Genomic DNA, 5,122 nt, shown 5'->3' on the forward strand with positions numbered 1-5,122 from the left:
GCCTCTTGCGAAGCAGGGCAACACCCCTAGCGAAGGTGCTCAGTTGAGCACGATGTGGATTCTACTCAGTCGAACACGGGCGTTTCGACACCCAGCACCTTGTGCAGTTTGGGACTGGTGGTCGTGTACTGCAAGAAGACCTTTTTCTCGGGGAAAATGATCGATACGGCGCCGAAGGCGGCCAGCGCGCATTCGTGGAAACCACTCAAAATCAGTTTCTTCTTGCCGGGGTAGATGTTGATATCGCCCACGGCGAAGATACCCGGCACGCTGGTGGAGAATTTCTCGGTATCGACCTTGAGCTGCTTGCGCTCAATGTCCAGTCCCCACTGGGCAATCGGGCCGAGTTTGGGGCTCAAACCAAAGAACACCAGCAGCACATCGAGCGGCACCACGCGCGTCACGCCATCGGCGCCCGTGACTTTGGCGCCCGTGAGTTGGCCGTCTTTTTCTTCATAGCCGGTGACTTGCCCGACGATGAATTGCATCTCGTAGGCATCGCACAGTTCTTTCATCTTGGCCACGTTCGCGGGCGCGGCCTTGAAGCCGTCACGGCGGTGAATCAGGATCACGCTTTCGGCTTTGTGCGGGCTTTCCTTGACGAAATCCAGCGCCCAGTCGAGTGCCGAGTCACCGCCACCAACGATCACCAGGTTTTTGCCGGCAAAGTCATTCGGGCTTTTGACGCGGTAGAAAAGCTGCGAGCCTTCAAAGGCGTCCAAACCCTCCACCTTGAGCGTGCGGGGCTGGAAAGCACCGACGCCGGCGGCAATGAAAATGGTTTTGGTCAGGAACCGGGTGCCCTTCGAGGTTTCAACATAGAAGCGGCCGTCGTCCTGCTTTTGGACGGTGGTGACTTCCTGGCCGAAGTGAAAAGTGGCGCCAAAAGGCTCAATCTGCTTGAGCAGGTTGTCCGTCAGTTCCTGGCCGGTGCACACCGGCACGGCGGGAATGTCATAAATCGGCTTGTCCGGGTAGAGCTCGACACATTGGCCGCCGGCGTAGGCCAGCGAATCAATGACATGGGCCTTGATTTCCAGCAGGCCGAGTTCGAACACCTGGAACAAGCCCACCGGGCCTGCGCCCACGATGACGGCGTCGGTTTCGATAGGGCCTTCATGGGCCTGCGCGGTGTTGATCACTTCTTGGTTCAGGTGAGGTTCCATCACTTTTTCTATAACTTATTTGATGAGAAAGGGGAGCTTGCCGGTCTTGTCTTTCCATTCGTCAGCGTCCGCTGGCGGGGCCTTGCGTTTGGTAATGCTTTTCCAGGTCGGCAACTTGGCCAATTCGGCATTGAGCTTCGTCATGTGCTGCTGGTCGGCTGGCACATCTTCTTCGGCGTAGATGGCATTCACCGGACATTCGGGAATGCACACGGCGCAGTCAATGCATTCATCGGGATCGATGGTCAAGAAGTTGGGGCCTTCGCGGAAGCAGTCCACGGGGCAAACGTCGACGCAATCGGTGTACTTGCATTTGATACAGGCTTCGGTGACGGTATGTGTCATGTTGTAGTTTTCGACGAATGGGTGGAAACCCTAGATTTTATTGGGTTTCCGTATCCAGTTGGGTCAAATTGACCTTGATGGTGCAGGGTTTACTTAATACGGGTCAATTTATCAGCACGGCGCCGGCTGTTTTGTGCGACGCGGTGTCCACCAAAACCAGCGAGCCCAGCACGCGCGAGCGGCTGTAGGGCAGGGCGGCAATGGCTTCTTGCAGCACCAGCTCCACGTGGCCGATGGCATTGGCGTCGAGCTGGCTGGCATCTTCTTCGGCCAGGGTATTGATGTCGAGCTTGTGAACAATGCGCTTGATTTTGGCTTTGATCCAGCGGTGCCCATGCAACGCCCAGTAGACGCGGCCGGCCACCAGGGGCTCGTCGTCCATCCAGGCGATGGTGGCTTTGAGTTCGCGACTGGGCTTGAAGGTGCTGCTGGTGTCGCTGATCTCAAACTCGTCTGCCTCGGCACTGGCGTCTGCTTTGGGCTCGATGGCCAGCAACCAGTCGCCCCGGGAGACGTCGACTTCGCGGTCCAGCACAATGCCGGCACTGTGCCCGGCCTGCACGGCGCCAGGCTGACGCGTGTGGCCTAGCACCTGGGCGACCGTGGCCGTCTGGCCGCTGGGCAATACCGAGACTTGTTGTCCGACCTGCGCAACACCGGTGGCCACGCGCCCCCAAAAAATGCGGCGTCCCTGGGACGTGTCACTGGACGAAGAAAACTTTTCAACCCATTGCACCGGGAAGGCGAAAGGAAGGGCGGTCTCCGCCGGTGTCGTCGGCAGCAGTTCCAGAATCTCCAGCAGGCTCGGGCCGTCGTAGCCGCACCAGCCTTCGGCCGGCTCGACCACGTTGTGGCCTTTCAGGGCAGAGATCGGCACGATGGCGGTGACCTCAATGCCAGCCGCCTGGGCAAATGCCGCCAGCGCATGACTGATGTTGGCAAATGCCAGCGCCGCCTGACCGGTTGTTTCGGGCTTGGCCGGGTCTTCCAGCGCGTCCAGCTTGTTCACCGCAAACACGATGGACGGCACACGCAACAGGTTCACCAGCAGCGAATGGCGCCGGGTTTGCGGCAGCAGCTCCAGCGCGCTGGTTTGCCACTGGAGTTTGGTGGCGTCGACCAGCACCACGGCGGCGTCGGCGCTGGAGGCGGCGGTCACCATGTTGCGGGTGTACTGCTCATGGCCTGGCGCGTCGCCAATGATGAATTTGCGCTCGGCCGTGTTGAAGTAGCGGTAGGCGACGTCGATGGTGATGCCTTGCTCGCGCTCGGCGGAGAGGCCGTCGGTGAACAGCGCCAGATCGGCTTCGCCACTTTTGGAGACGTTGGCCAGCTGGTCCAGCAAGACCGAGCGGCTGTCGATCAGCAGGCGGCCAATCAGCGTGCTTTTGCCATCGTCCACGGAGCCGCAGGTGATGAATTTCAGTGCCGATCCGGTATCTTTTAGGGTGCTAGCCTCCGTCGATTGTGCGTCAGAAGCTATTAAAGTTGTAGCAGTCATCAGAAGTACCCATCTTTCTTGCGCTTCTCCATCGAAGCCTCGGAGGTTTTGTCGTCCATGCGGGTGGCGCCGCGCTCGCTGACGTCGGCGGCCAGTGTTTCGATCACGATGTCGGCCGCCGTGCTGGCCGTGCTTTCCACCGGGCAGGTGCATGTGATGTCGCCCACGGTACGAAAACGCACGTCGCGGGACTCGGCGGTTTCGCCGGCGCGCAGCGGCGTCAGTTCCGTCACCGGCACCAGCAGGCCTTTGCGTTCCACGACATCACGCTTGTGCGAGTAGTAGAGCGAGGGCAGGGCGATTTGTTCGCGGTCAATGTATTGCCAGACGTCGAGCTCGGTCCAGTTGGAGATCGGGAACACGCGGAAGTGTTCGCCGGGCTGCAGACGGGTGTTGAACAGCGTCCACAGCTCGGGCCGTTGCGCCTTGGGCTGCCACTGGCCGAAACTGTCGCGGTGCGAGAAGATGCGTTCCTTGGCGCGGGCTTTTTCCTCGTCGCGGCGGGCGCCGCCGATCAGCGCGTCAAAGCGGAATTCTTCGATGGCCTCCAGCAAGGTGACCGACTGGTGCACATTGCGCGACTCGCCGGGATGGGCGAGGCGCACGGTGCCGCGCGCCATGGAGTCTTCCACACTGCGCACGATCAGCTCGGCCCCCAGCTCCTTGGCGCGGGAATCGCGGAAATCGGTCACTTCATGGAAGTTGTGACCGGTGTCGATCATCAGCAGCGGGTAGGGGATGCGACCGATGCCAAACGCTTTTTCGGCGCACTTGAGCATGACCAGCGAGTCCTTGCCGCCCGAGAACAGCAGGGTGGGGCGCTCAAACGCGGCGGCGACCTCGCGCAGGATGAAGATGGTTTCTTCCTCCAGCGCATCCAGCTGCGCGTTGCTCAGATGATCGTGGTGTTCAGAACGGGAAAGTGAATGTTGCATGGGTTCAAGTAGTTCGGGAGAGGTACGGGCATTCATGCGGGCGCTTTCTCAAGGGTACCGGACGGGCTGACGTGCAGGCCGCATTCTTTGGCGGTCTCGTCTTCCCACCACCAGCGGCCGGCGCGAAAATCTTCGCCCAAACTGATGGCCCGGGTGCAGGGCGCGCAGCCGATGCTGGGGTAAAACTGGTCATGCAGCGGGTTGTAGTCGATCTTGTTGATGGCGATGAAATGCCAGACGTCACCCCAGGTCCAGTTGGCCAGGGGGTTGATTTTGACCCGCGTAGCGTCCGTGGTGTCGATCAAGGGCACCTCGGCACGGGCGCCGGACTGCTCGCGGCGCAGGCCGGTGATCCAGGCTTTCTTGCCGGCCAGCGCGCGCTCCAGCGGCTCTATTTTGCGAATGTGGCAGCAGCCCTTGCGCAGCTCGATGCTCTTGTACATGGCGTCCTTGCCTTCGCGCGCCACGAACTGCACGACCGCCTCATTGCGGGGTGTGAAGACTTCAATCGGCGCACGGGACGTGGCTTGGAGCCGGGCCAGCAGGTCCAGCGTCTCGGGGTGCAGCATGCCGGTTTCCAGCACGAAGATGCCGATGTCGAGCTGCAGGCTGTTGATCAAGTGGCTGATCACCACGTCTTCGGCGCCCAGGCTGGACGCCTGGCTGACCAGGGGGGCGCTGCCTGCGGCCGGTGGCGCATAGTCGCGCGCGGCCTGTTGCAGCACGGAAACCGTTTCGGCCAGCTTGGCGTCAAAATCGGCCGAGGCGCGGGCATTGAGTTTAATGGCGTTCATGCGGCAACTCCTGATGTGGGGTGGGTCTGGGCGGCCACGAACAGGGGCTGGGTGGCTACCGCATCGCCCTGGTAAAACGCCTGGTAGCGGTCAAACTGGCGTTGCGTGAATTCTGTGTTCTGGTCTTCGCGCAATACCGCTGCGTCAAAACCGCTGCGCTGCATCTGCACCAGCTGGTCAATCAAGACGTCACCCGTGGCGCGAATCTCGCCCTTGAAGCCGAGACGGCGGCGCAGCAAGAACGCCTGGCTGAAGGCGCGGCCATCGGTGAATTTGGGGAACGTCAGGTCGACGCGTTCCACCCCTTCCAAGTTCAGCGTACGGGGGTCGGCATCATTCACAAGTTCAATGACATTTTGGCCTGTAGCCCCCGTGGAATGT

Annotated in this window: 6 protein-coding genes; all 6 read right to left on the bottom strand. The window is 60.9% G+C overall.

What is annotated here, in order from left to right:
- Positions 1-65: 65 nt before the first annotated feature.
- Positions 66-1,166, bottom strand: coding sequence for an NAD(P)/FAD-dependent oxidoreductase (locus B3V69_RS02980; RefSeq protein ID WP_296443650.1), 1,101 nt, complete (start codon positions 1,164-1,166; stop codon positions 66-68).
- Positions 1,167-1,181: 15 nt separating this feature from the next.
- Positions 1,182-1,511, bottom strand: coding sequence for a ferredoxin FdxA (gene fdxA, locus B3V69_RS02985; RefSeq protein WP_296443653.1), 330 nt, complete (start codon positions 1,509-1,511; stop codon positions 1,182-1,184).
- Between the two features lie 103 nt (positions 1,512-1,614).
- On the bottom strand, positions 1,615-3,012 hold the full coding sequence (locus tag B3V69_RS02990) for a sulfate adenylyltransferase subunit 1 (protein WP_296443655.1): 1,398 nt from the start codon (positions 3,010-3,012) through the stop codon (positions 1,615-1,617).
- Positions 3,012-3,983, bottom strand: coding sequence for a sulfate adenylyltransferase subunit CysD (gene cysD, locus B3V69_RS02995; RefSeq protein WP_296443658.1), 972 nt, complete (start codon positions 3,981-3,983; stop codon positions 3,012-3,014). The genes B3V69_RS02990 and cysD overlap by 1 nt, the downstream gene beginning before the upstream one ends.
- Complete coding sequence (locus tag B3V69_RS03000) at positions 3,980-4,741, bottom strand: phosphoadenylyl-sulfate reductase (RefSeq protein WP_296443660.1); 762 nt, start codon at positions 4,739-4,741, stop codon at positions 3,980-3,982. The genes cysD and B3V69_RS03000 overlap by 4 nt, the downstream gene beginning before the upstream one ends.
- Positions 4,738-5,122, bottom strand: a 385-nt coding sequence (locus B3V69_RS03005) for a DUF934 domain-containing protein (RefSeq protein WP_296443662.1), incomplete at its 5' end; no start/stop codon positions are given. The genes B3V69_RS03000 and B3V69_RS03005, both read right to left, overlap by 4 nt.

Source organism: Rhodoferax sp. UBA5149, from assembly GCF_002413825.1.
Taxonomy (GTDB): domain Bacteria; phylum Pseudomonadota; class Gammaproteobacteria; order Burkholderiales; family Burkholderiaceae_C; genus Rhodoferax.